The organism is Streptococcus mitis ATCC 6249 (assembly GCF_000146585.1).
Classification (GTDB): domain Bacteria; phylum Bacillota; class Bacilli; order Lactobacillales; family Streptococcaceae; genus Streptococcus; species Streptococcus mitis_AZ.
In genome coordinates this window covers 96562-120104 of record NZ_GL397179.1, presented here as the reverse complement: position 1 = coordinate 120104, position 23543 = coordinate 96562, and the positions used below count along the sequence as shown (strand labels likewise).

Below are 23543 nucleotides of genomic sequence, written 5' to 3'. Positions count from 1 at the left end.
TAACTTTTTTCCTCTTTATCGAAATTCTGAAAAGATAAGGGAAAAGAGCCAGTTAAACTGACTCTTTTGATTTTTAATTCAAAGGGCCTTCCCTTACTCTCCAAGAAAGGATGAGCTCATATCCCTATATTTTTCCTACTTATTTAGAAATCTCTTTGAGCATATTATCGATATGCTGGATAGATTTCTCACGACCTAATAGGTAAATCGTATCTGGTAATTCTGGTCCATGCATTTCACCTGAAACGGCAATACGAATCGGCATGAAGAGATTTTTTCCTTTGATACCTGTTTCTTTTTGAACTGCTTTGATTTGTGGGAAGATGTTTTCTGTCACAAATTCTTCATCTGTCATTGCTTCTAGTTTCGCTTTGAAGGCTTCTAGAACAACCGGAACGGTTTCTCCCGCCATGACCTCGCGCTCAGCGTCTGTCAACTCTGGGAAATCTGAGAAGAAAAGATCTGTCAGTGGAACAATCTCGTCTACTGATTTCATTTGTGGCTTGTAGAGTTCTACCATTTTTTCAGACTTGTCAGTCAAACGTCCTGCTTCTTCTAAGTATGGTTTGGCCATTTCAAAGATAGTAGCAAGTTCTGCTCTCTTGATGTAGTCGTTGCTCATCCAGTCTAGTTTCTTCTGATCAAAGGCAGCTGGTGACTTGCTGAGACGATTTTCATCAAAGAGTTTAATCAATTTCTCACGAGAGAAAATTTCATCTTCGCCACCTGGGTTCCAACCAAGAAGGGCGATAAAGTTAAAGACGGCTTCTGAAAGGTACCCTTTCTTACGGTAGTCTTCGATAAATTGAAGGGTGTTGGTATCGCGTTTAGACAATTTTTTACCCGTTTCAGAGTTGATGATCAAAGTCATGTGACCGAACTCTGGAGCTTCCCAACCAAGAGCCTCATAAACCATAAGTTGTTTTGGTGTATTAGCAATGTGGTCATCTCCACGGATAACATGAGAAATTTGCATATCGTGGTCATCAATCACAACAGCAAAGTTGTAAGTTGGGTAACCATCTTTCTTTTGAATTACCCAGTCACCACCGATATTACCACCTTCAAATTCGATATCGCCTTTGACCATGTCATGCCATTTGTAAATACCAGCTTCATTGACAGCTAAACGAACAGTTGGGATGATACCAGCTGCTTCACGTTCTGCGATGTAAGCTGCTTTTTTCTCTTCACTCATACCAAGGTATTCATTGATGTAGCGTGGTGTTTCGCCAGCTGCTTCTTGGCGTTCGCGCTCAGCTGCCAACTCTTCTTCTGTAACGTAAGATTTGTAGGCTTTTCCTTCAGCTAGCAATTGGTCGATGTATTTTTGATAGAGTTCCAAACGCTCTGATTGGCGATAGTTTTCATGAGTTTCTGGGCTTTCATCCCAGTCCATGCCTAACCAACGAAGGTTTTCAAGCTGTGAACGTTCACCATCCTCGACATGACGTTTACGGTCAGTATCTTCGATACGAATGATAAAAGTTCCACCATGATGGCGTGCGTAAAGGTAGTTAAACAATGCTGTACGGGCATTTCCGATGTGTAGGAGTCCTGTTGGACTTGGTGCGTAGCGTACGCGGATATCTTTTGACATAGTTTCTCCTATAAAGTCTCTAGGCGTCTGCCTTTTTGCTTTCTATATTATATCACAAGTCTCGCCTGAGTCCAATGTCTACGAATAAAGAGAGTAAAAAGAGTGGTCAAGCCACTCTTTTCTTCTATTATAGACGTGCGTTAAGCTCTTTGCTCAATTCTTCAAATCCTGGTTTTCCAAGAAGGGCAAACATGTTACGTTTGTATGCTTCAACACCTGGTTGGTCAAATGGGTTGATGGCATTCAAGTAACCTGAAAGGGCGATTGCCAATTCGAAGAAGTAGATCGTGTAGCCAAGAGTAAAGGCATCTTGCTCTGGAAGAGTCACATACATATTTGGTACGTCACCGTCTGTATGGGCAAGAAGAACACCGTCAGTTGCTTTTTTGTTTACAAAGTCAACGTCTTTTCCTTGAAGGTAACCAAGTCCGTCAAGATCTTCTTCCAAGCTAGGGATAATCACGTTCTTACGTGGTTTGTCAACACGGACAACTGTTTCAAACATGATACGAGTTCCTTCTTGGATAAATTGACCCAATGAGTGCAAGTCAGTTGAGAAGTTAGCGGAAGTTGGGTAGATCCCTTTTTGGTCTTTCCCTTCTGACTCTCCAGCCAATTGTTTCCACCATTCTGAGAAGTACTGAAGTGATGGCTCGTAGTTTACCAAGATTTCAGTCGCATAGCCTTTGCGGTAAAGGATGTTACGAACGGCTGCGTATTGGTAAGCTTCATTTTCAGCAATCTTGTCTGAAGTGTAGTCTTTACGAGCTGCATTCGCACCTTCCATGAGAGCTTTGATGTCTGCACCTGATGCTGCAATTGGAAGCAAACCAACTGCTGTCAATACTGAGAAGCGTCCACCGATGTCATCTGGAACAACAAATGTTTCCCAACCATTGGCATCTGCTTCAACCTTAACAGCACCTTTTTGGCGGTCAGTTGTAGCGTAGATACGTTTGTTGGCTTCTTCTTGTCCGTATTTCTTAACCAAGAGTTCTTTGAAGACACGGAAAGCGATGGCTGGTTCTGTTGTTGTACCTGATTTAGAAATCACGTTTACTGAGAAGTCTTTGTCAGCTACGTACTCTACCAAGTCAGCAAGGTAAGTAGAGGAGATTGAGTTTCCAGCGTAAAGGATTTGTGGAGCTTTGCGTTCTTCTTTTGTTTGCAAGTTAGCAAAGTGGTGGTTCAAGAAATCGATGGCTGCTTTGGCACCAAGGTAAGAGCCACCGATACCGATTACAACCAAGACATCACTGTCTGATTTGATTTGCTCAGCAGCTTTCAAGATGCGGTCGAATTCTTCGCGGTCGTAGTTTTCAGGAAGGTCCAACCAACCCAAAAAGTCGCTGCCAGCACCAGTTCCTTTACGAATCAATTGGTCTGCAGCTGTTACTTGTGCTTGCATGTATTCCACTTCATGTGGGGCAACAAATTTGTCTAAAACTTTTGAATAATCAAATTTAATATGTGACATGATAATCCTCCAATATTTCTTCTTTTCTATCATAACGCTTACCTTCGATTTTTTCAAGCTTTTTTATTGAATTTGCCCAATTTTTATCATAATTCAAACGTTTGCGTAAAAACGCTAAAATATTAAAATTCTGAAAGGACGAATAAAAACGGCTAGAGATTCTAGCCGTTACAATTCATTTAATAAATACTTAAAGAGTTCTAAGTTGCCATCTTCTTCATTGACCAGGAACTCTGGATGCCACTGCAAACCAATGATACGATGCTCGTCGATAGACTCAATCGCTTCGATGGTCTGGTCTCTTGGATCAATAGCTGTCACACGGAAATTAGGTGCTAGGTCTTTGATACTTTGTCGATGGACTGAGTTGACTTGGCTTTCTTTGCCGAACAACTTAGCAACAACGCTTCCTTCTACTGTTTCAATCGAATGAGAGGTCCCGAAAGGCAAGCCTTGCCAGTGGCCCTCAATTTCTTGGTGGAGGGTGCCGCCAAAAGCAACATTGACCAGCTGAACACCACGACAGATTGCCATAATTGGTTTATTCTGACGGAGCGCTTCTTTCAAGAGAGCTAGTTCAAACTCATCGCGTACAAGGTTGTAATCATCGCTCTCAATGGTCTTTTTCTCTCCATAAAACTGAGGATGGACATTTTGCCCACCTGTCAAGATGAGTTTGTCAATCATTTCCACATAATCGCGAACAATGGACTCATCCCCTACAGGAATTACTAAAGGAAGACCGCCGACTTGACGAATGCTCTCTGCAAATTTACAGGATACAGATGAATGAATGTTTTTCCCTTCTGCATCTACAGGACATAGATTTGCAGCAACTCCTACAACCGTTCTAGCCATGATGGGGCTCCTTTCGATTTTCTAACGATAGTCCTATCTTATCATTCAAGCTCTCTGCTGTCTAATATGTTTTTTTAAAGACCGTGATAAGTATTTTTTATGGGCAAGAAAAAGTTGCCCAAGAGGACAACTTTTTTCTTATTCAAATACAAATTGATTGTGATACAGTTCCGAGTAGAAACCGCCGAGTTTAAGCAACTCGTGATGATTTCCGCGTTCAATGACCTCTCCATCTTTGAGGACAATAATCTGATCGGCATTGAGGATGGTCTTGAGACGATGGGCAATCACAAAACTGGTTCGTCCTGCTACAACTGCCTCCATGGCATGTTGAATCTTGCTTTCTGTTACGGTATCGACATTGGAAGTCGCTTCATCTAAGATTAGGACTTGAGGATCTGTCATCAAGGTCCGAGCGATGGAAATCAATTGTTTCTGCCCAGTCGAGAAGATATTTTGCTCATCATCAATAAGGGTATCATACTTATCAGGCAAGCTTTCGATATAGTCATGAATATGAGTTGCCTTGGCAGCTGCTTCGACCATTTCCTGACTGGCATCTGGCACACCAAAGCGGATATTGTCACGAATCGTTCCACTAAATAAGACCGAATCCTGTAAGACAATACCAACCTTGCTCCGCAGGCTGTCCAAGTCGTAGTCACGGATGTCTTTTCCATCAAAGGAAATGCTACCTGCATCCACATCGTAGAAACGATTGATGAGGTTCATAATGGTCGTTTTCCCCGAGCCAGTCGGACCGACAACTGCTATCATCTGCCCCTTAGGAGCTGAAATGCTGACATCTTTTAAAATCGGCTTGTCTGGCACATAAGAGAAATCAATATGACTGATTTCAACACCTTCTCGCAATTCCGTAAAGGCAGGCGCATTTTGCGGACGAATCTCTTCTTCTGCATCGAACATTTCTTGGATACGATCCGCCCCAGTAAAGGCCAACTGGAGGCTCCCCCAACTCGCAGCCACCTGGATAATCGGCTGGTAATACTGCTGAGAAAATTGGGTAAACATGACAATCAAACCTAGGGCTGTTGTTGTTTCGATACTTGGATCCTTCAGCAAGACAGCCGAACCTGCAAAAATGACGATGGCCGTATTGACCAAGCTCATCCCATTCATAACTGGAAAGAGGATGCCTGAGAACATTCTCCCTTTAAAAGTTGCCTTGCGCACGCGCTCATTTTGCTCCACAAAGCCTGCTACGATGTCGTTCTGAATCCCTTGTACGATAACAGCTTTCTGTCCAGAAATACTCTCGTCCATGTAGGCGTTGAGTTTCCCTACCTCTTTTTGCTGGAGATTAGTGTACTTGCGGGCCATCTTCACGATAAAGACCAGCATGAGAAAGGCTACTGGGGTGCTGGCTACTGTTATCAGGGCGAGCGTCACATTTCTTGAAAACATGACAAAAATCAAACCGATGTAAAGAGCAATGTTGCTCATAACCTGAACTAGGCTTTCATTGAAGGCTTGAAGAATGTTATCCAAGTCACTAGTGAAGCGAGAAAGGATATCCCCATCCTGATGGCGGTCAAAGAAAGAAACCGTCAAACGAGAAAGTTTGCCAAATAGTCCCTTACGCATCTCATTTGTTGACTCAGCAATCACACGGGTCATAAAGGTCATGTAAATCAAACTGGATACTACTAAGGTGAGGACAACCAGAGCTAGATTCAGCATCAGAGCTGATAAACTCTGCCAGGCTAGTTCGGAAGTCCCATTTTGATAAGCCAGAACTAGGTTAGCTAGCTCCGTGACTGCTTGGCCTGAAAAAACAGGAAAGAGGGCTTGGGCAATCGTCGCCACCGCAACCATCAGAATCACAATGACAAAGGAGAGCTTGTAAACTTTAAAATAATTCCAGAAAAATCGAACGGTTTTCATTTTATTCCTCCTTTCCCTTTTGTGTTTCGTAGATTTCGCGGTAGACGGCATTGCTAGCTACCAAGTCCGCATGCCTTCCTTCTCCAATCAAACGCCCTTGGTCCAAGACTAAAATCTTGTCTGCATGGACGACTGAACTGATTTTTTGAGCGATGATAATGGTTGTCGTTCCTTTCAGGTCTTTATTCAAAGCTTCCTGTACGAGTCTCTCTGACTTGGCATCTAGGGCCGAAGTCGAATCGTCAAAAATCAGGATACGGGGATTGCTGACAATCCCACGGGCAATGGACATCCGCTGCTTTTGTCCACCAGAAAAATTCGTGCCACGTTCTTCGACCTGACTCTCAAATTTGTTTTCCATACGCCCGATAAATTCGCTGGCCTGGGCAATCCGTGCTGCACGTTCCAATTCGGACACGCTGGCATTGCCTTTTCCTTGACGAAGATTATCTGCAATGGTTCCACTAAAGAGTATAGCACGTTGCAAGACGATGGAAACTGTTTTACGCAAGGTTCCCTCGCTGACGTCTCGAATATCCTTGCCACCAATCTTGATAGATCCCTCCTGTGGATCAAACAGTCGTGGAATTAACTGAGCTAGGGTGGACTTCCCTGCTCCAGTCGCCCCAACCACACCGACCATCTGACCAGGCGCAATATCAAAGGTTACATTCTTCAGCATAGGTTCATCATCATTGGGATAGGTAAAGGTCACATTTTCAAAAGAGAGACTTCCTTCTAACTCTTCATCTGGAAGATCTTTAAAGGTCATCGCTGGCTCGGTTTCTAGAATTTCGCGGATACGACGCAAAGAAATCATGGCACGGCTGACAGAATTTCCTAAAAAGCCAACCATGATGATGGTAAAGATAATCTGGCTGAGATAATTGATAAAGGAAGCAATCGAACCCACTACAGATGGATCTGACTGCGCCATTCCGGCCACTAACCAGATTGAAAGGAAAACCGCTCCATAGCCGACTAGCATCATAACAGGTTCTATAACTGAGAAGGCGTAGCCGATATAAAGATTTTGGCCGAGAAGTTCATCAGAAACCTCGGTAAATTTGTTAAATTGTGCTTTTTCTTGTACAAAGGATTTGACTACGCGGACACCACGTAGATTTTCTTTGGCAATAGCATTGATCCGCTCAAGAAGAGTTTGAAACTTAGCAAATCGTGGTCCCATCATCCCCATCATGATGCCTGTTAGTGCAAAGATGAGGAGCACCATGAGGACAATCACCCACCAAAGTGACGGGAGAGTGTGAACCGCCAAGATAAAGGAACCGATAAAGAGAAGAGGGAGACGGAAAAGGATTTGAAAAGCCATCATCACCACGTTCTGAATTTGGTTGATATCATTGGTCATACGAACGACAAGATTACCCGCATTAAACTGCTCGATATTGGCATAAGAAAAAGTCTGGATCTTGCGAAAAGCGTCTTCACGAAGGTCCGAAGATACTCCTTGAGCAATGTAGGCTGCAAGCGTTACATTGACCCCGCCTGCAACTAAACCGACTAGGGCTACCCCTATCAACCAAGCGCCAATACTATAGATAGCCTCATGTTGACCGGCCAACAAAGCCTCTAACACCTCTTGCAAATAGCGCGGTTGCAAGAGTGAACTCGCAACCATCAAACCTGTCATCATTAGGGATGCCAAGGCTTGCCATTTATAGGTTTTTATTTTTTTAATGAGCATATTTCCTCCTAATAAAATAGATAAAGGGAGCGACATCTTGCGTCAGCTCCTTCTCATTCCTTCATATTGATGCTATTCTAGCAAAAAAGAGGCATCTTGTCAAAGAAGTCTCCTTATTATAAATTAGTGCGCTTTCATCTACAGGTGATGCATGAAAAGGCTTTTTATGGTAAAATGAAAGGAAGAACTCTTACAAGGAGGAAAAGATGAAGAAACAAACCATCGCTGTCTTGGGTCCTGGTTCTTGGGGAACTGCCCTTTCGCAGGTCCTAAACGACAATGGACACGAAGTTCGAATTTGGGGAAATGTCCCTGAACAAATCGATGAAATTAATAACCAGCATACAAACAAACGCTATTTCAAAGATATCCTACTGGACGAAAAGATCAAAGCCTATCATGACTTGGAAGAAACACTAAAGGATGTGGATGCTGTTTTATTTGTAGTCCCAACAAAAGTAACGAGACTGGTTGCCCAACAAGTAGCAAAGGTACTCAATCACAAGGTTGTCATTATGCATGCCTCCAAAGGTTTGGAACCAGATAGCCACAAACGCCTCTCAACCATTCTTGAAGAGGAAATTCCAGCCGATCTCCGTAGTGAAGTCGTCGTTGTTTCAGGACCTAGCCACGCTGAAGAAACCATTGTACGCGATATTACCTTGATTACCGCAGCCTCCAAAGATCTTGAAACTGCCCAGTACGTCCAAAATCTCTTTAGCAATCACTACTTCCGCCTCTATACCAATACGGATGTTATCGGAGTTGAAACTGCTGGTGCTCTCAAAAACATCATCGCAGTTGGCGCTGGGGCATTACATGGTCTAGGATTTGGCGACAATGCCAAGGCGGCTATCATTGCCCGTGGCTTGGCTGAAATCACCCGTTTAGGTGTCGCTCTTGGAGCTAATCCTCTGACTTATAGCGGCCTTTCTGGAGTTGGAGATTTGATTGTAACGGGGACATCTGTCCACTCTCGTAACTGGAGAGCCGGTGATGCTCTCGGCCGTGGAGAATCCCTAGCAGACATCGAAGCCAACATGGGTATGGTCATTGAAGGAATTTCAACAACTCGAGCAGCTTACGAACTGGCTCAGGAATTGGGTGTCTACATGCCAATCACACAAGCTATTTACCGAGTTATCTACGAAGGTGTCAATATCAAAGAAGCAATCACTGACATCATGAGCAATGAATTTAAAGCAGAAAACGAATGGTCGTAGACCTTTATAGAAAGGAACATTTATGAAACAAAAAGTCAGAAAAGCAGTCATCCCTGCCGCCGGATTGGGAACTCGTTTCCTCCCAGCAACTAAGGCCTTGGCCAAGGAAATGTTGCCAATCGTAGACAAACCTACTATCCAGTTTATCGTTGAAGAAGCTCTCAAATCTGGTATCGAAGATATCTTGGTTGTTACAGGTAAGTCAAAACGTTCCATCGAGGACCACTTCGACTCAAACTTTGAATTGGAATACAACCTCAAAGAAAAAGGAAAAACAGATCTTCTGAAGCTAGTTGATGAAACAACTGGCATGCGCCTGCATTTTATCCGCCAAACGCATCCACGTGGTCTCGGCGATGCTGTTTTGCAAGCCAAGGCTTTCGTTGGAAATGAACCTTTTGTTGTTATGCTTGGTGATGACTTGATGGATATCACCAACGAAAAGGCTGTTCCGCTTACCAAACAACTCATGGATGACTATGAGCGCACCCACGCGTCTACTATCGCTGTCATGCCAGTCCCTCATGACGAAGTATCTGCCTATGGGGTCATTGCTCCGCAAGGCGAAGGAAAAGACGGCCTTTACAGCGTTGAAACCTTTGTTGAAAAACCAGCTCCAGAGGACGCTCCTAGCGATCTTGCTATCATTGGGCGCTACCTCCTCACACCTGAAATTTTCCAAATCCTCGAAAACCAAGCTCCAGGTGCAGGAAATGAAATTCAGCTGACAGATGCAATCGATACCCTCAATAAAACACAACGTGTATTTGCTCGTGAGTTCAAAGGGGCTCGTTACGATGTCGGAGACAAGTTTGGCTTTATGAAAACCTCCATCGACTACGCTCTCAAACATCCACAAGTCAAAGACGACTTGAAAGACTACCTCATCCAACTTGGAAAAGAGCTGGCTGGGGGGGAATAATCCATCTTGCATATGTAAAAAAAGTATCTCTAGAATTTGTTCTCTAGAGATGCTTTTACTTTACAAAAATTGCATGCGGTTTAAAATTGCTGAAGTGTCTCTGTCAATCTTCCATCTCAATCTTGGTACTTTGCCACTGACTACAGAATTTCAAACACAAATCTGCTTGACGTTTTGATGATTCGAGCCGTTTCTCTAGCATCTAACTGATCTGTAAACAGCAAGTGATTTTTTTTGATATTATTAGCTAGGAACTCATTTCTTGACTGGATTGATAAATCGCCTGTTCTCTCAATTTCTTTCCTTAAGGAATCTCGTTTTTTCAAGGTTTCTTCTTCAGCCAGCAGGATACAGTATTTTAAACTGATTTGTTTTTCTTTTAAGAAAGTTGCAATTTTCTTTAGTTGCTCTTCAAAAATGACATATTCTATCACAACGGTAATGCCTCGGTCAATGAAATTATTGATTAGACTGATGATATTATCCCAAAATAAATCCATATAATAACCATCATCTTCCCAAGGAGCCACGAGTCCTCCTTTAATCATTAAATAAATCATGTCGCCTTCAATTACTGCACTCTTCTTAAAAGAATAAGCCAACTCCTTACTGACTGTGCTTTTCCCAACACCAGGAGGACCTGAAATGATGTAAACACAATTTTCCATTTGACTACCTCGTCCATTCTTTTATCATTGACTATTATAGCATTTTTTAGTCTATTAAAGATAAGACAAATTCATCAAATCGTAAGATACAAAAAACTCGCTATCCTTCCAATTTTGCAACCAAAAAGCCATCTTTGTAGATGACTTATTAGCAACTGAATCCATGCTCATTTAACTATTCCATCCCTACACATAACTCATTCCTTTATAGAAAAGGAAAATGGCAAGTGCGACAAAAAGTAGGGTTGCTCCTATTCGCTGGCTGGTGCTATACATTCTTTTTTCCCATTTGACTGGAAAGATAACTGCTAGAAATGCTCCACCGACTGCGCCTCCAATATGCCCTGCTAGGCTGATTCCTGGAATTAGAACACTTCCAATGATATTTATCACGAAAAGCGTCAGGTAGGATTGCCCTAACTGCTGGATATAGGGGCTGCGAGTCGCGTAGCGCAAAACGATAATCGCAGCAAATAGTCCATAGAGGGAGGTGGATGCTCCTGCTGCTAGGACTTTCGGTGTGAAAGCAAACACAAAGAGATTGCCCATCATTCCTGATAAGAGATAGAGAAAAAAGAACTGCTTGGAGCCGAAAATCTCCTCCACCTGTCCTCCAAGAAAGTAGAGAGAAAGCATATTGACGATAAAATGTTCCCAACCAATATGCACAAATATAGCCGAAAAAAGGCGCCATAGCTGCTCAGGGAACAGGCGAATGATCGGTCCATACATAGCTCCAAACTGAAACAGAGTTTTGACCCGATCAAAGTTGATACCCGTAGTAATCAGCATCAGTAAAAATACAAAGCCTGTCACTAGGAGGAAAAAACTGGTCACAGCGTGACGTTTGTCAAAGATTTCCTTCATAGATCAATACCTCCTGAACGGGAATATCGTGGCTATCTGGATTAAATGTCTGGATTTGACAAGGATAGATTGTACTCATGGTCTGACCAGCAAAATGTTCCAGATAGCGGTCATAATAACCTCCACCATATCCGATCCGATACCCCTCTCTTGTAAAAGCCAAGCCAGGAACATGAATCAAATCAATCTGAGAGGCATCCACCACTTCCAAGTCCCCTTGGGGTTCCAGTAAACCAAAGGAAGTTTTTTTCAACTGCTGCGGATCGTAGACCACAAACTCCATGCGCCCCTTGGGATAGGTTTTGGGTATCAAAACTTTTTTGCCGTCCTTCAGCACCTGGTCAATAAGTCCCTGCGTTTGAAACTCATGCGGAAAAGAGAGGTAGGTTGCGACGACCTTAGCCTCGTGGTAAACAGGATGATTCAAAAATCGTTCGGTTAAAGCTTGATCCATAGCAATTTTTTGCTTCTGAGGAACAGCCTTCATTTCTTGCAAGACTTGCTTGCGTAATTTCGATTTCATAGATAAGCCCTCTACTCTGCTGCCTTCTTTTTAAGAAAGCTAGAGACCGCATCCACTCCAATAGCCAAGGCTTCTTCCTTGGGGCTCATCTGAGGATGGTGCAGGGCGTAAGGACTATCGATACCTAACCAAAACATAACGCCGTCTACCTTCGAAAGGAGATAACCAAAATCTTCACCTGTCATAGCAGGCTCGATATCAATCAACTCGATTCCTTCTTTTTCTCCAAAGAAGTCCATCAGTTCACGCGCCAAGGCTGGATTGTTCTCAACAGGTAGGTAGCCCCCTTGTTTGAGTTCGATTTCGACTTCCATATCAAAGGCTGCTGCAACACCTTCTGCTACTGTCCTAACTCTCTTTTGTACCAAGAGGCTCATGTCCTGGGTCAAAGCGCGAATGGTGCCATGTAAAAAGGCTGTATCTGTGATGACATTATTCGCAACACCAGCTTGGAAAACACCAAAGGTCACCACTGCTCCCTCGATTGGATTAACATTGCGGCTAACCACTGACTGCACCTGAGTGATAAAGTAGCTAGCAGCCACCAAGGCATCATTGGCCTCATGCGGAAAGGCTGCGTGCCCACCTTTTCCTTTGAAACGGATCTTCACTTCACAAGTCCCTGCAAAGAGAGTGTGTGTATTGGTCGCAATCTGACCAACTTTCAAATCCGGACGAACATGAAGGCCATAGAACTGGTCTGGTAGCCAGTCCCCAAAAGCACCATCCTCATACATGAGCATACCACCAGCTTCATTTTCTTCAGCAGGTTGAAACAGAAAAAGCAGATTATTCTTGGGTTGCTCCTCAAGGGCGCGCTCTAAACAGCCCAAGGCAATGGTCATATGAAAATCATGGCCACAAGCATGCATGCGACCTTGGTGTTGAGAGGCGAAAGGCAGTCCTGTTTGTTCGACAATAGGCAGACCATCAATGTCTGTTCGCCAACCAATGGTTCGCTCCGGCTGACTTCCCTGCAGGTAGACCAAAATCCCTGTCCGCCAAGTACGAACTTGAACAAAGTCCTTGTCCTCTGTCAATTTCTCAATCACTTCCAGCAAATAAGCCTGAGTCTTGAATTCCTCCAAGCCAATCTCTGGAATCTGGTGCAAATCTCGTCGAGTCTGAATCAAATCTAACATCTATCGATCCTCCTTTTGATAGAAGAAAGAGGCTGGAAGAAGTATCCGCCTCTTTTTATTTTTACAAGTTACGAAGCGCATCTTCTAGCGCTGTTTTTTGTTGGGTTTGGCTATCGATTTCTTTGATAATACGAGCTGGAACGCCTGCTACCACTACATTTTCTGGGACATCTTGAGTCACAATAGCTCCTGCAGCGACAACTGAACCACTACCGATTTGGACACCTTCGATAACCACTGCATTGGCTCCGATGAGAACATTGTCTCCGACACGGACTGGATCGGCACTAGCTGGCTCAATCACACCTGCCAAAACTGCACCTGCACCAACGTGGCTGTTCTTCCCAACGATGGCACGACCACCAAGGATAGCACCCATATCAATCATGGTTCCTGCACCGATTTCTGCTCCGATATTGATGACAGCTCCCATCATGATAACAGCATTGTCACCAATTTCCACTTGATCGCGGATAATAGCACCTGGCTCGATACGAGCGTTGATAGTACGCTTGTCTAGCAAGGGAACTGCCGAATTACGAGCATCTTGCTCGACAACATAATCTTGATTTTCTACCAAGCCTTCGAGAAGCGGAGCGATATCCTTCCAATCTCCAAAAAGAACATTGCCTAGTTTGACAATCGAATTAGGAACAGCAGACGCTAGTTGTCCTTCAAAGGTTACTTTGACACTGGTTTTCTTCTCTGCATTGGCGATAAATTGGATGATTTCTTGGGCATTCATTTTTGTGGCAGTCATAGGCGCCTCCTGGTTCATTATAATGATACCTATTCTACCAAAAAAGACTTCAAATTTGAAGCCTAAACTATCAAAATAATCGTCTTTACTTCCCTTCTTTGGCTTCTTCGATAGACAAGAAGACCATAGGGACTATGATCAAAATCATGGCTAAAACCAGAAATCCATCTAGGACGAGACCGAGAAAGAGGACGCTCAATAGAGCCGAAGAGAGAGGCTCGCTAGCGCTCACTACAGAGACAACCAGAGGAGAAACGAGAGAGACGGCCTTCATAGACAGGAAGAAGGCAAAAGCTGTTCCAAATACGGCAATAATCAAACAAATCATCACGCTGCTAGCATCCAACTGGAAGGTGACATGATGGACTGGATAGAGCAGATTGCTAAAGAGCCCTGCGAGAATCATCCCCCAACCAACAGTGGGTACAAAACCATAGTGGCGGGCAAATCGTTGGGGCAGGATGACATTAAACATGACGCCTACTGCACTGAGCAAGCCTGTCACTAGAGCCAAGGGTGTCATGGACAACTGGGACAAGTCCCCTTTTGTGGCCATCAAAAAAACACCTAGCATGGCAATCAAAACATAGAGAATCGCTGTAATCGAAGCCTTCTTCTGGTAGACAATGCGATTATAAAACAAAATAAAAACAGGGCTGATAAATTGTAAAATGGTTGCCGTCGTCGCATTGGAATACTCAACACAGAGATAGAAGAAAAACTGCACAGAAAAAATACCTAGAATAGCATAGGCTAAAAAAGGTAGATAATTTTTCTTATCTTTCCAGATATCCAACAAGCGACCACGCAACTGAAAGGCAGATAACCCTAAAACCAAACTCCCCGCCACCAGCAAACGCATAGAGGTAATCCAACCAGACGATACTGGGTAATGAGTGAAAAAATACTCTCCTAAAATCCCGCAAATCCCCCAAATCAGACCTGAGAACAGTGAATACAAGGTTCCCTTAAAAATCTTCTTTTGATACTTATTCATTCCCTTATTGTAACACGAAATAGAAAAAGAAAAAAGTAGCTAAGAGAAGAAAAATTGCCTCTTGCTACTTTTTTTATTATCGATTAAATAGACGGAAACGACCTGACGAACCACTTTGAGTGTTGTTGTTCGAATTTGCCCCTGAACTACTGCTTGAACTTGATCCACTGCTTGAACTTGGAGGAGTCACTGCAGGTAGGCTTCCAAGAATGGTTTTCCAAGCGTTCAGATAGTCTGCGTCGCTACCTCCGATAGCAAAGCGGTAAGTGGTTACTGGCGCCCCTTCTTTGCTAGCCCAGTAGCTTGTCACTGTAGAACCAGAAAGTTCGATTTCCTTACCATTGATGGAAACTTTGCCGGGCTTTTGGCCTGTTGATTGGAGAACTTGGGACTTAGTCACACTTGGGTCAAGATTAAAGCGATCATTTCCCCATATTCCAGGTTCAGCTTGCTGGATAGCATTGACCAAGTAAGCCATGTATTTGGCATTGCGGTAGTGACCTGCACCCTTGGCTAGTGGTCGGTTATCATCATGACCTAACCAGCCACCTAGAGTCAATCGAGGAGTAGAAAGCATGAGCCACATGTTTTCATCTTCATTAGTTGTTCCAGTTTTTCCAATCCAGTCAGCACGAGCTAGGCCTGGATTGATCGAAGCCAAGTCGGTCTGGAAGCTAGAAGTAATCCGAGATGAAATGACATCACGGAGCAGACTTTGCATGATGGTTGCTGTCGCTTTTGAATAAACCTGCACAGGCTCATCCTTATGCTCATAGACCACTCGACCATCCGTTGATTCGATCTTGGCAATCATGTGTTTCTTGTGGTAAACCCCGTTGTTAGCTATGGTCTGATATCCGTTGGTATGCTGGGCAACTGTAACCTCAATTCCTCCACCCATCGGTAAACTTTCAATGCCATATTCTGGGATTTCATAACCCATTTTTTCCATATAGCCCTTGACATCGACACCCTTCTCTCGAAGCGTACGATAAGTCCAGTAGGCTGGAATGTTCCATGAATAGTTGAGGGCTTCTCCCAAGGTCATCATCGCTGTACCAGGACTATTGACATACATGATGGGATTGCCGTTTGAGAAGTTTGTCGGATAGTTTGATAAGATACTTGCACTTCCCATCAAACCTTGGTCAATGGCGATACCATAGGCCAGTATAGGCTTAGTAGTTGAAGCTGGAGAACGTTTGGTATCGATAGCGTGATTGTTCTGATTTTCTTGATAATTACGACCACCAACAAATCCAAGGATGGCTCCCGTTTGGTTGTCCATGAGGACATTCCCTACTTCAGGCTGGCCTGTCGAATCATCTACCAAACTGCCGTAGTTAGCAACTGCATTTTGCATAGCAGTGTGGATATTTTTATTAATAGTCGTGGTGATCTTATAGCCACCATTCTCGATTTCCTTCGTCGCTAGATCGCGGTAAGCTTTTTGGATCGATTCATTTTTTTGCTCTTGCGCAGAAACATTATCTCTCTGGATAAGGTAGTCATACATCCGATCAGTTGCTTCTGCCAAGGTTGCATAGTAGAGATAGTCGCGCGAAGTACCACTGACACTACCTGATGGCAGAAAGTCTTGCTTGAAGTCATAATCCTTGTACTTGTCGTAGTCTTCCTGACTCAGAGCTCCTGTTCGATACATATTGTAGAGGACATCCTTGGCACGCTTGATTCCCAAGGCCATATCCTCATCGCTCTTCATACTGCCGTCAGATTCATAAGGAGAATAACTAATAGGACTCTGGGGCAAACCTGCGATAAAGGCGGCTTGAGGTATTGTCAAATCCGATGCATTGACTCCAAAAATTCCCTCTGCAGCTTGCTGGGCACCTGCAATATTTTGTCCCTTGTGATTGCGTCCAAAAGGAGCAATATTAAGGTAGGTTGTCAAGATCTCATCCTTACCCATGGCCCGTTCTAAAGCCAAGGCATCAATAATTTCTTTAGCCTTACGAGCTAGAGTGGGAGCGTCCCCCACCACTTGCTGCTTGATGACCTGCTGAGTCAAAGTCGAACCACCACTAGACGATCCCAAACCGACAAAGGTTCCCAGAGTCGCACGAATAACGGCCTTAGGCACAACTCCCTTGTGCTCATGGAAATGCTCGTCCTCTGTCGCAACAATAGCTTTCTTAAGGTTGTCTGAGATAGCATCTGAAGCGACTGAAGTGCGCAATAAATCGCCCTCGATTGAGGCAATGGTACTACCGTCAGAATAAGTGATTTCTGAGATGGAGGCAATATCCTTCACTTGTTTGACCAATTCCTCTGTTTGAGGCACCTTGACTTTGTCAAATAGAGCAACCCCATAGCCCATGGCCACACCCGCTCCCAACAGACCTCCGATAAAGGCTAGAATAAAGAGAGTGTTGAAGGTCACTTTAAAAGCACTCAAAATCTTAGCAAAAATGGACCCTACCCTTTTGAGTTTGTTAGAAGAAGCTACTTTCTTATCAGTCTTTTTACTTGCTTGTTTTTTCTTCCATTTGGCAGTTAGTTGCTGGAAAAAATGCAGCATTTTTGTTTTTAATTCATCAATTCTTTTTTTCATGAATGTCCTCACTTTCTCTATTATACCATAAAAGGTAAACTTTCAATAAAATAGGCACTTTCTTCCCTATTCCACTAGGCTATTGCCCAAGTTTGTGATACAATAGGTAGAAACAATATTTTATAAAGGAGAAAAGACATATGCACATTTTTGATGAGCTAAAAGAGCGTGGTTTGATTTTTCAAACGACTGATGAAGAAGCTTTGCGTAAAGCCCTAGAAGAAGGTCAAGTTTCTTATTATACTGGCTACGATCCAACTGCTGACAGCCTTCACCTAGGTCACCTTGTCGCAATCTTGACAAGTCGTCGTTTGCAATTAGCAGGTCACAAACCTTATGCGCTCGTTGGCGGTGCTACAGGTCTCATCGGAGATCCGTCCTTCAAAGATGCTGAGCGTAGTCTCCAAACAAAAGACACAGTAGATGGCTGGGTCAAGTCTATCCAAGGACAACTTTCTCGTTTTCTTGACTTTGAAAATGGTGAAAATAAAGCTGTCATGGTCAACAACTACGACTGGTTTGGCAGCATCAGCTTCATTGACTTCCTCCGTGATATCGGAAAATACTTCACTGTCAACTACATGATGAGTAAGGAGTCTGTGAAGAAACGGATCGAAACAGGGATTTCTTACACTGAGTTTGCCTACCAAATCATGCAAGGATACGACTTCTATGTCCTAAATCAAGACCACAATGTAACCCTTCAAATCGGTGGTTCTGACCAATGGGGAAATATGACTGCTGGTACCGAATTGCTTCGTCGTAAGGCTGACAAGACTGGTCACGTTATCACTGTTCCACTCATCACAGACGCAACTGGTAAGAAATTTGGTAAATCAGAAGGAAACGCAGTCTGGCTTAATCCTGAAAAGACTTCCCCATACGAAATGTACCAATTCTGGATGAACGTCATGGACGCTGACGCTGTTCGCTTCTTGAAGATCTTTACCTTCTTGTCACTGGATGAGATTGAAGAGATCCGCAAACAGTTTGAAGCGGCGCCACATGAACGCTTGGCTCAAAAAGTCTTGGCTCGTGAAGTCGTGACACTTGTTCACGGTGAAGAAGCTTACAAGGAAGCCCTCAATATCACAGAGCAACTCTTTGCAGGAAATATCAAAAACCTTTCTGTTAAAGAACTCAAACAAGGACTCCGTGGCGTGCCAAACTACCAAGTACAAGCAGACGAAAACCACAATATCGTGGAACTGCTCGTGTCATCTGGTGTGGTGAATTCAAAACGCCAAGCACGTGAAGATGTCCAAAACGGAGCTATTTACGTCAACGGCGAACGTATCCAAGACCTTGACTATGTCTTGAGTGACGCAGATAAGTTAGAAAACGAACTAACTGTTATCCGCCGCGGGAAGAAAAAATACTTCGTTCTTACATATTAAAAAAGCAGGCTGGAGGCATTTGCCATCCAGTCCTTTTTTTGCTAGACTAAAACTATGAATACAAACCTCAAACCCAAACTCCAGCGCTTTGCTACTGCTAACTCCTTTGCCTGTCCTATCTGCCAAGAAAAACTGACCTTGGTCGAAACTAGTCTCAAGTGTAGCAATCGCCATTCTTTTGACTTAGCAAAATTCGGCTATGTCAATCTGGCTCCTCAAATCAAGCAATCTGCCAACTACGACAAGGAAAACTTTCAAAACCGCCAAGAAATCCTAGAAGCTGGGTTTTATCAGGATATTTTAGAAGGCATCTCGGGCATACTAGCCACTAAACCATCCGCAAAAAAAGTCTTGGATATCGGCTGTGGCGAAGGATTTTATTCTCGTAAACTCCAAGAAAGTCATCCTGACAAGACCTTCTATGCCTTTGATATTTCCAAAGATTCCGTTCAAATCGCTGCCAAGAGCGAACCCAACTGGGCGGTCAACTGGTTTGTCGGTGACCTGGCTCGTCTTCCTATAAAAGATGCTAGCATGGATATCCTGCTCGATATCTTTTCCCCTGCCAACTATAGTGAATTTCGCCGCGTTTTATCCAAAGACGGTATTTTAATCAAGGTCATCCCAACTGAAAATCACCTCAAAGAAATCCGTCAAATGGTGCAGGACCAGCTGACAAAGAAGGACTATTCTAATCAAGATATCAAAGAACATTTCCAGGAACATTTCAGCATCCAATCTAGCCAAATAGCTTCCCTAACCAAACCCATCACAGCAGAGCAACGCCAAGCTTTACTTGCCATGACGCCCTTACTCTTTCACGTTGACCATACCAAGATTGATTGGAGTCAGTTGACTGAGATTACCATCGAAGCAGAGATTTTAGTTGGGAAAGCGGAGTAATTAAAACTTTCAGATAAGACAAAAACCCGCACCTTCAAGGTACGGGTTTAAATTATGTAATTATTAGTTCAAATGCCAGATATCTTCATTGTACTGAGCGATTGTACGGTCAGATGAGAAGAATCCTGCTTTGGCAATGTTAACGATGACTTTATCCAACCATGCGTCACGGTCTTCGTAGTCAGTAAGCATTTGCTCTTTGACCTTGATGTAGTCTTCCAAGTCAAGGAGAGTCATGAACCAGTCTTTGTTGATCAATTCGTTGTAAAGACGTTCCAAGCGTTCTTTCTTACCTACTGCAAGAACAGCATCGCTTACGATGAAGTCAACCAATGGTTTGATAGCTTCACGAGCGTAGAATTCGCTTGATTTGTAAGCTGCTTTTGCGTAAAGGTCGATAACAGTTTCTGAATCTTCACCGAAGATGTAGATGTTTTCGTCGCCAACCAATTCAGCGATTTCCACGTTAGCTCCGTCCATAGTACCAAGAGTCAAAGCTCCGTTCAACATGAATTTCATGTTACCAGTACCTGAAGCTTCTTTAGAAGCAAGTGAGATTTGTTCTGAGATGTCACATGCTGGGATGAGGAAGCTTGCTGCAGTAACGTTGTAGTTTTCAACCATTACGACTTGCAAGTGTGGAGCTACAGCTGGGTCGTTAGCAATCACTTCTGACAAGCAAAGAATCAAGTGAATGATGTCTTGGGCAATTGTGTAGGCAGGAGCTGCTTTACCACCAAAGAAGACTGTGATTGGACGAGCAGGGATGTTACCAGCCTTGATATCAAGGTATTTGTGGATGACATACAAAGCGTTCATTTGTTGGCGTTTGTACTCGTGAAGACGTTTGATTTGGATATCAAAGATAGAGTTTGTATTGATTTCCACACCTTGGTGTTCTTTCAAGTGACGAGCCAATTTACGTTTGTTGTGAGCCTTGATGCTTTCCAATTTTTCTTTAACAGCAGCCTTGTCTTCGTATGACAAGAGTTTTTCAAGCTCATCTGCTTCATGGTGCCAACCATGTCCAAGAATCTCATCCAAGTAGTGAGACAAGCTTGGGTTAGCATGCATGAGCCAACGACGGAATGTGATACCGTTTGTTTTGTTGTTGAATTTTTCTGGGTAGATGTCGTAGAAAGCTTTCAACTCTGAGTTCTTCAAGATTTCAGTGTGAAGAGCTGCAACCCCGTTTACACTGTATCCGTAGTGGATATCCATGTGAGCCATGTGAACACGTCCACTCTCATCGATGATTTGAACAGCTGGATCTTTGTATTCTGCCTTCACACGGCGGTCCAATTCTTCGATGATTGGTACCAAGTGAGGAACCACTTCTTGCAAGAATTCAAGAGGCCATTTTTCAAGGGCTTCAGCAAGGATTGTGTGGTTAGTGTAGGCAGTCATGCTACGTACGATTGAGATTGCTTCATCAAGTTCGATACCACGCGCAGTCAAGAGACGGATCAATTCAGGGATCACCATTGATGGGTGAGTATCGTTGATTTGTACAACAGCGTAGTCCGCAAGGTCGTGCAAGTTGCTTCCTTTTTCGATTGCTTCGTCAATGATTAATTGCGCACCGTTTGAAACCATGAAGTATTGTTGGAAGATACGGAGCAATTCACCTTGTTTATCGCTATCGTCTGGGTAAAGGAAAAGAGTCAAGTTGCGAGCGATATCTGTCTTGTCAAATTCGATTCCCTCTTCGATAATAGAAGAATCAACTGAATCCAAGTCAAACAAACGCAAACGGTTTTTAGTAGCTGTCTTGTAACCAGGTACATCGATATCGTAAAGAGTAGATGTCAATGTGAAGTGTGCAAATGGCACTTGGTAGCTACGGCTTGAGCGTACCAACCAGTTTTGCTCTGTCAACCAAGCGTTAGGAATTGTTTCTTGTTGGTTGTTTTTAAGAACTTGTTGGAAAAGACCGAAGTGGTAGTTCAAACCAACACCGTCACCATTCAAACCAAGTGTAGCGATTGAGTCGATAAAACAGGCTGCCAAACGTCCCAAACCACCGTTACCAAGTGATGGTTCCAATTCTACTTCTTCGATTTCGATCAATTCTTTACCTGCAGCAGCAAGTTCTTTTTTCACATCGTCATAAAGACCAAGGTTAATCAAGTTGTTTGACAAGAGTTTACCGATCAAGAACTCAGCTGATATGTAGTAAACTTTTTTCTTACCAGTGTTAACTGGTTTTTGGCTGCTAGCAAGCTTGCTGTAGTTGAGAAGAGCAAGGTAAAGCTCTTCATTGCTACATTCTGCAATGGTTTTATTGTAACGCTTTTGTACAAATTCGTTTAATGGTAACATGTTTATGTGTCTCCTGATATTGTCTTATTTCTTTAATTCTACCAAATTTTCATTGATTCGGCGATAAATTGTAGTCAAGTCAAGCAAAGTTTCTTCAACAGCTGGTGTGAGTTGGTCTGCTGTCATACGCCATGACCAGTTTCCGCCAAGAGTAGATGGGAAGTTCATACGAGCTGACTCATCTAGTTCTAGCAAGTCTTGCATAGTTGCAATAGCCATGAAGCTAACAGATGAAAAGACTGTGCGAAGCATTGCGTGTGGCACTGTTTCGTACTCTTTACGGTTCGTGTAACGAGCCATGTATTCACGAGTTGGATCGTCGATTTCATTACGGTACCAACCAAGAACAGTGTTGTTATCATGTGTTCCTGTGTACATAACAGAGTTGGCAGGTGCCAAGTGTGGGCTATCGATACTTTCGTCTTCTGGGTTGAAGGCGAATTGAAGAATCTTCATTCCTGGGAAGCCAGTGCGTTCACGCAACTCGATGACTTCATCTGTCATGAAACCAAGGTCTTCTGCGATGATGTTTAGCTCACCAAGCTCTTCCTTAACGGCTGCGAAGAGTTTGTACCCTGGACCTTTCACCCATTTACCAGGTGCTGCTGTATCGGAACCAGCAGGAATTTCCCAGTAAGATTCGAAACCGCGGAAGTGGTCGATACGAACGATATCGTAGATCTTGAAGCTTTCACGCAAGCGTTCAACCCACCATTTGTAACCGTCTTTGTCCATTGCTTCCCAGTCATAGATTGGGTTCCCCCAAAGCTGACCAGTGGCAGAAAACTCATCTGGTGGGCATCCTGCGATGCAGGTTGCTTTACCATTGGCATCTGTCTTGAAGAGATGTGGATTTGCCCACATGTCGCTTGAATCTTCCGCAACATAGATTGGCATGTCTCCAACGATTTCGATGTGGTTATCGTTAGCGTAGGCTTTCAATTTCAACCATTGTTGGAAGAAGAAGTATTGAGTCACACGGTGGTAAACCAACTTGTCTGCCAATTTCTCACGGTAGCTTTCAAGTGCTGAAGCTTTACGAGCACGAGCATCTGCGTCTGGCCATTCTGTCCAAGCAAGATTGTCAAAATGCTCTTTGATTGCCATATACTCAGCGAAGAGTTCAAGCCATGATTGGTTATCTTGAGCAAACTTCTCAAAATCTTTGACATCACCCACTTCCAAGAAGCGTTTAACTGCTTTTTCTAAAAGCGGACGACGTGCATAATAAATCTTCGCATAGTCAACTTCAGATGCATCGCTACCAAAGTCAACACCTTTAAGATCACTGGCTTCGAGCAAGCCTTGCTCTACTAAGATATCAAGGTCGATAAAATGCGTATTTCCAGCAAAGGCCGAGAATGATTGGTATGGAGAATCTCCATAGCTTGTTGTCCCAAGAGGGAGAATTTGCCAGTAACGTTGCTTCGTACGAACCAAGAAATCGACGAAATCATAGGCAGTTTGGCCAAATGATCCAATCCCGTATGCTCCTGGCAGAGAAGAGATGTGCATCAACACACCACTTTGACGTTTTTTCATAATAGCACCTCATGTGTTTGTTATAAAACGTTGCGCAATCAAGGCGCAAACGTTTGCGTTAAATTAAGTATAGCGTATTTCAAACACAAATGCAAGCGTTTTTAAAAAATTTTTTTGAATTATTTTAATCAAACAAAACTTATTCCCACTGATATTT

The 23543-nt window shown here is 43.4% G+C and carries 18 protein-coding genes; 4 read left to right on the top strand and 14 right to left on the bottom strand.

Annotated features, from left to right (window positions below):
• Positions 1-139: 139 nt before the first annotated feature.
• From gltX to HMPREF8571_RS02610, 5 genes are all read right to left on the bottom strand, one after another.
• Complete coding sequence (gene gltX / locus HMPREF8571_RS02635) at positions 140-1600, bottom strand: glutamate--tRNA ligase (RefSeq protein WP_000031066.1); 1461 nt, start codon at positions 1598-1600, stop codon at positions 140-142.
• A gap of 127 nt (positions 1601-1727) precedes the next feature.
• A complete protein-coding gene (locus HMPREF8571_RS02630) occupies positions 1728-3077 on the bottom strand; it encodes a glucose-6-phosphate isomerase (protein WP_000018251.1) in 1350 nt (449 codons plus the stop codon).
• Between the two features lie 168 nt (positions 3078-3245).
• Positions 3246-3935, bottom strand: coding sequence for a gamma-glutamyl-gamma-aminobutyrate hydrolase family protein (locus HMPREF8571_RS02620; RefSeq protein WP_000124756.1), 690 nt, complete (start codon positions 3933-3935; stop codon positions 3246-3248).
• A 138-nt stretch (positions 3936-4073) separates the two neighbouring features.
• A complete protein-coding gene (locus HMPREF8571_RS02615; protein ID WP_000860001.1) occupies positions 4074-5840 on the bottom strand; it encodes an ABC transporter ATP-binding protein in 1767 nt (588 codons plus the stop codon).
• A 1-nt stretch (position 5841) separates the two neighbouring features.
• On the bottom strand, positions 5842-7548 hold the full coding sequence (locus HMPREF8571_RS02610; RefSeq protein ID WP_000905727.1) for an ABC transporter ATP-binding protein: 1707 nt from the start codon (positions 7546-7548) through the stop codon (positions 5842-5844).
• 206 nt (positions 7549-7754) lie between these two features.
• On the opposite strand from HMPREF8571_RS02610, the gene HMPREF8571_RS02605 reads away from it, so the two are divergent.
• Both HMPREF8571_RS02605 and galU read left to right on the top strand, forming a co-directional pair.
• A complete protein-coding gene (locus HMPREF8571_RS02605; protein WP_000745032.1) occupies positions 7755-8771 on the top strand; it encodes an NAD(P)H-dependent glycerol-3-phosphate dehydrogenase in 1017 nt (338 codons plus the stop codon).
• A gap of 22 nt (positions 8772-8793) precedes the next feature.
• On the top strand, positions 8794-9693 hold the full coding sequence (gene galU, locus HMPREF8571_RS02600) for a UTP--glucose-1-phosphate uridylyltransferase GalU (RefSeq protein ID WP_000811029.1): 900 nt from the start codon (positions 8794-8796) through the stop codon (positions 9691-9693).
• Positions 9694-9833: 140 nt separating this feature from the next.
• Here the strand turns inward: galU and HMPREF8571_RS02595 are convergent, their stop codons facing one another.
• From HMPREF8571_RS02595 to pbp1b, 7 genes are all read right to left on the bottom strand, one after another.
• Positions 9834-10361: an AAA family ATPase gene (locus tag HMPREF8571_RS02595; protein ID WP_000426561.1), complete on the bottom strand. Its 528-nt coding sequence runs from the start codon at positions 10359-10361 to the stop codon at positions 9834-9836.
• Between the two features lie 186 nt (positions 10362-10547).
• On the bottom strand, positions 10548-11228 hold the full coding sequence (locus HMPREF8571_RS02590) for a rhomboid family intramembrane serine protease (RefSeq protein WP_000658465.1): 681 nt from the start codon (positions 11226-11228) through the stop codon (positions 10548-10550).
• Positions 11212-11751 (bottom strand): 5-formyltetrahydrofolate cyclo-ligase, encoded by a 540-nt coding sequence (locus HMPREF8571_RS02585; protein ID WP_000837577.1) that lies wholly within the window; start codon positions 11749-11751, stop codon positions 11212-11214. Before HMPREF8571_RS02585 ends, HMPREF8571_RS02590 begins: the two co-directional genes overlap by 17 nt.
• 11 nt (positions 11752-11762) lie before the next feature.
• The gene (locus tag HMPREF8571_RS02580) at positions 11763-12893 is read right to left on the bottom strand and encodes an N-acetyldiaminopimelate deacetylase (RefSeq protein WP_000886122.1); all 1131 of its coding nucleotides are present in this window, start codon (positions 12891-12893) and stop codon (positions 11763-11765) included.
• A 61-nt stretch (positions 12894-12954) separates the two neighbouring features.
• The gene (gene dapD, locus HMPREF8571_RS02575) at positions 12955-13653 is read right to left on the bottom strand and encodes a 2,3,4,5-tetrahydropyridine-2,6-dicarboxylate N-acetyltransferase (RefSeq protein ID WP_000127454.1); all 699 of its coding nucleotides are present in this window, start codon (positions 13651-13653) and stop codon (positions 12955-12957) included.
• A gap of 85 nt (positions 13654-13738) precedes the next feature.
• The gene (locus tag HMPREF8571_RS02570; RefSeq protein ID WP_004239612.1) at positions 13739-14650 is read right to left on the bottom strand and encodes a DMT family transporter; all 912 of its coding nucleotides are present in this window, start codon (positions 14648-14650) and stop codon (positions 13739-13741) included.
• Positions 14651-14726: 76 nt separating this feature from the next.
• Positions 14727-17222 (bottom strand): penicillin-binding protein PBP1B, encoded by a 2496-nt coding sequence (pbp1b, locus tag HMPREF8571_RS02565; RefSeq protein WP_000745803.1) that lies wholly within the window; start codon positions 17220-17222, stop codon positions 14727-14729.
• Positions 17223-17362: 140 nt separating this feature from the next.
• Between pbp1b and tyrS the strand changes: the two genes are divergently transcribed.
• On the top strand, positions 17363-18619 hold the full coding sequence (gene tyrS, locus HMPREF8571_RS02560; RefSeq protein ID WP_000546897.1) for a tyrosine--tRNA ligase: 1257 nt from the start codon (positions 17363-17365) through the stop codon (positions 18617-18619).
• A gap of 54 nt (positions 18620-18673) precedes the next feature.
• Positions 18674-19522 (top strand): putative RNA methyltransferase, encoded by an 849-nt coding sequence (locus HMPREF8571_RS02555; protein ID WP_001095538.1) that lies wholly within the window; start codon positions 18674-18676, stop codon positions 19520-19522.
• A 63-nt stretch (positions 19523-19585) separates the two neighbouring features.
• On the opposite strand, the gene glgP is transcribed toward HMPREF8571_RS02555, so the two are convergent.
• Positions 19586-21844 carry a glycogen/starch/alpha-glucan family phosphorylase gene (gene glgP / locus HMPREF8571_RS02550; protein ID WP_000937166.1) on the bottom strand — a complete coding sequence of 753 codons (2259 nt, stop codon included), beginning with the start codon at positions 21842-21844 and terminating at the stop codon, positions 19586-19588.
• Between the two features lie 24 nt (positions 21845-21868).
• Positions 21869-23386, bottom strand: coding sequence for a 4-alpha-glucanotransferase (gene malQ / locus HMPREF8571_RS02545; RefSeq protein ID WP_000747319.1), 1518 nt, complete (start codon positions 23384-23386; stop codon positions 21869-21871).
• Positions 23387-23543 lie beyond the last annotated feature (157 nt).